Source organism: Hymenobacter frigidus (assembly GCF_014640435.1).
GTDB lineage: Bacteria > Bacteroidota > Bacteroidia > Cytophagales > Hymenobacteraceae > Hymenobacter > Hymenobacter frigidus.
On the sequence record NZ_BMGY01000087.1, the window covers coordinates 1 to 2,990 of the forward strand.

Here is a 2,990-nt window from a genome sequence, read left to right on the forward strand (position 1 = left end):
CGTGCACAAGGTAGACGGGCTGGAGCAGGTGGTCAAAAAATACGGGGCGCGGCTGCTGTACCTGCCCCCGTATTCCCCCGATTTTAACCCGATTGAATTGACCTTCAGCAAACTTAAAACCTGGCTGCGCAAGGCCCAGGGCCGCACCCGTGACGCGCTGGAAGAAGCCATTCGCACGGCGGCAGAATGGATAAGCGAGCACGATGCCAAAAACTGGTTTGACCATTGCGGCTATCATGTACACTGAATTGGAAACTGCTCCGGGTGGCCGTCGACACGCAGGAAGCCGCGGCCCTGGCCGACGACGTGCGCCGGAACCTGAGCTAAATTCGTGCGCACGGCTAGCGGGCCGCAAGCATCGTGCGCGGCATGTTGGAACACTCGCACCAGCGCACCGGCGAGCGGCCCCCCGTGGACGTGAATGCACTGTGTGAGGAGTACCTGCGCCTGGCTTACCAAGGCCTGCGGGCCAAGGACAAGACCTTTAATGCGGCGCTGGAAACGGACTTCGCGCCGGCCCTGCCGCCCGTGGAGGCCGCCGGGGCGGACTTGGGCCGGTTGCTGCTCAACCTGTTCGGCAACGCCTTCTACGCCGTGCAGAAGCGTCAGCAAACTGGCGAACTTGGCTACGCGCCCACGGTGCGCATGACCATGCAGCAGGCGGGCGGGCAGGTCGAAATCCGGGTGGCGGATAACGGCACGGGCATTCCGGCGGCGGTGCGGGAGAAAATTTTCCAGCCCTTCTTCACCACCAAGCCCACCGGCGAAGGCACGGGCCTGGGCTTGTCCCTTTCCCACGACATCATCGCCCAGGGCCACGGCGGCAGCCTGGCCGTGGAAAGCCGGGAAGGCGCGGGCACGACCTTTTCCGTGGCTTTGCCCCTGAATGGCGCCGCTTACCAGCGGGCATCCTGAACGCTCCTTTTTTTGAACAGCATGCGTTTACGGCACCACCGTTTGGCTGAACGCGCCCGCATTATTGCCCTATGCTTCAGCCAACGATACGCCATGTAGAACTGTACTTCTTGCTGAAGTAAGTGCTTTTCTATGCGAGCAATATTGTCTACCAAGGCAGTTACCAATGGCTGGACCCCTCCGACCTGCAATCAGGGCAAAACGTGTTCCATTGGCTGTGGATGTTCGGCTTCCTGCCCGTGGTGCGCATCGTACTGTTTGCTGTACCGCTCCCGCTCATCCTGCGTTTGTCCCGGCCCGTTTCATTTGGTTGTGCCTTGGCGGAGTTTGTCGTGGTGGATTACGCTTTTTATGTCTTTTTCAACTCGCAAAAACCCGTGGGTGTCCATGGCATGTGGCACGAAATCATCGGCTTGGCAGTGCTTAGTTTTTTATTTCATGGACGCATTCGGCCGATTTTTACTAGAAAAGTCAGTTCTGGCCAGTAGGAAAACCGGCCTTTGTTCATTCGGACCGTTTTTGTAAACGGGCGCCTTGCGGCAGGGAGTTTCTGCCTGCTTCTTGTCAGCCGTCCCCGGACCGCGCCGGTTTCGGGTGCCAGGTTCCCGCGGGCCTCCCGGGTTTGCGCCCACTGCCCCTCCACGCCCGGCCCGGCCCCAAAACCCTCGCAGGCCGCGGGCGGTTGCGCAGGGTATGACGACTTCCCCTTACCATGCGGGCGAACGGCAGGTGCAGCAACGCCTCGGCGAAGCGCCGATGGCCGACCGCCACGCCGCAGCCATTCGCCCCACCATTCCGGCCGGCGTCGCCGGGCAACTGGCCCGCCAGCCGCTGGTCCTTGTCAGCTCGCTCGACGCCGACGGGCGGGTGTGGACGTCGGCGGTGCAGGGGGCGCCCGGCTTTGCCCGCTCGCCCAAGCCCACGCAGTTGGCCCTGGACATGGCGCTGGTCGTGCCGGACCGCGAAGCCCGGTTGTGGACCCACCTGGCTCGGCAGCCGGCAATCAGCTTGCTCTTCCTCGACTTTCCCACCAAATGGCGGTTTCGGGTGAACGGCCGCGCCCGGGCCGCCGCGCCCGGATGGGTGGTGGACGTTGACCAGGCCTTTCTCAACTGTCCCAAGTACCTGCCCGACCACCCCGCCGCGTTATCCGGCGCCGGCGTGGTGTCGGGGGCCCCGCGCACGGCGGGCCCGGGCGCCCCACCGGCCCTGGCGGCGTGGCTGCGCCGGGCCGATTCATTTTTTGTCGGCAGCAGCGACGGCGCCAGGGCCCTAGACACGGCCTACCGCGGCGGCCCGGCCGGCTTTGTGCGCCTCGACGCCGACGGCACCCTGCTCGTGCCCGACTACGTGGGCAATAGCATGTACAATTCCTTGGGCAACTTCGCGCTGTGCGACGCCGCCGGCCTGTTGTTCCTTGACTCGGCCACCGGCCGCGCCCTGCAACTGACCGGCCGCGCCGAGGTGCTTTGGTCCGGCGCGGGCCCCGCGGCGGCCACCGGCGGCACCGGCCGCTACTGGCGGTTCACCCCCGCGGCATGGGCGGAGGCCCCGCTGCCGGCCCCGCTGCCGTTTCGCTAGTCGGCGGCCGAGGTCGACCAGCCCTCGGTGAACAGGGATACACAAACACACCACCCTTTCGCTGAACAGGTCTAACACCAGCTTGGTCCCGGCGTTAGTGCATTTCCTTCAAGGGGGGTGGCTAAGGTGGTCTGGTTAAGCTGAACAGAACAGGACGGTATCTTTCCTCCGTCATGAAAGACAACCCGAAACCTGACAAGCGCCGCAAATATGATGCGGCCTTCCGTGCCGAAGCCCTGCGCCTAGCCGAGCAAAGCCGTTCGGCCCAAGCCGCCGCCTGGGCATTCAACATTGACCCAAAACGCCTCTACCAGTGGCAGAAAGCCGCCCAAACGGCGCTGGCGGCCGCGTTGGGCGCGCCCCTGGGCTCGGCCACGGCCGCCGAGCTGCGCCAGCTGCGGGCCGCCAACCGGCGGCAGGCGCAGGAGCTAGTGGTCTGACAGTTTAGTTTTGAGTTTTTTCTTTGGTCAGGTCGGCGTACCTGTTTTTTAAGG

4 protein-coding genes and 1 pseudogene are annotated in these 2,990 nt (G+C 64.3%); all 5 read left to right on the forward strand.

Annotated features, from left to right (window positions below; genetic code table 11):
* Positions 1-131, forward strand: a pseudogene (locus IEW17_RS21560) (transposase); the annotation flags it as partial.
* Between the two features lie 238 nt (positions 132-369).
* Positions 370-915 carry a sensor histidine kinase gene (locus tag IEW17_RS20470; RefSeq protein ID WP_188563923.1) on the forward strand — a complete coding sequence of 182 codons (546 nt, stop codon included), beginning with the start codon at positions 370-372 and terminating at the stop codon, positions 913-915.
* A 122-nt stretch (positions 916-1,037) separates the two neighbouring features.
* Positions 1,038-1,403 carry a hypothetical protein gene (locus IEW17_RS20475; RefSeq protein ID WP_188563924.1) on the forward strand — a complete coding sequence of 122 codons (366 nt, stop codon included), beginning with the start codon at positions 1,038-1,040 and terminating at the stop codon, positions 1,401-1,403.
* Positions 1,404-1,608: 205 nt separating this feature from the next.
* Positions 1,609-2,496, forward strand: a complete 888-nt coding sequence (locus tag IEW17_RS20480; RefSeq protein ID WP_188563925.1) for a pyridoxamine 5'-phosphate oxidase family protein — start codon at positions 1,609-1,611, stop codon at positions 2,494-2,496.
* Between the two features lie 173 nt (positions 2,497-2,669).
* On the forward strand, positions 2,670-2,936 hold the full coding sequence (locus IEW17_RS20485; protein ID WP_188563926.1) for a transposase: 267 nt from the start codon (positions 2,670-2,672) through the stop codon (positions 2,934-2,936).
* Positions 2,937-2,990: the final 54 nt, after the last annotated feature.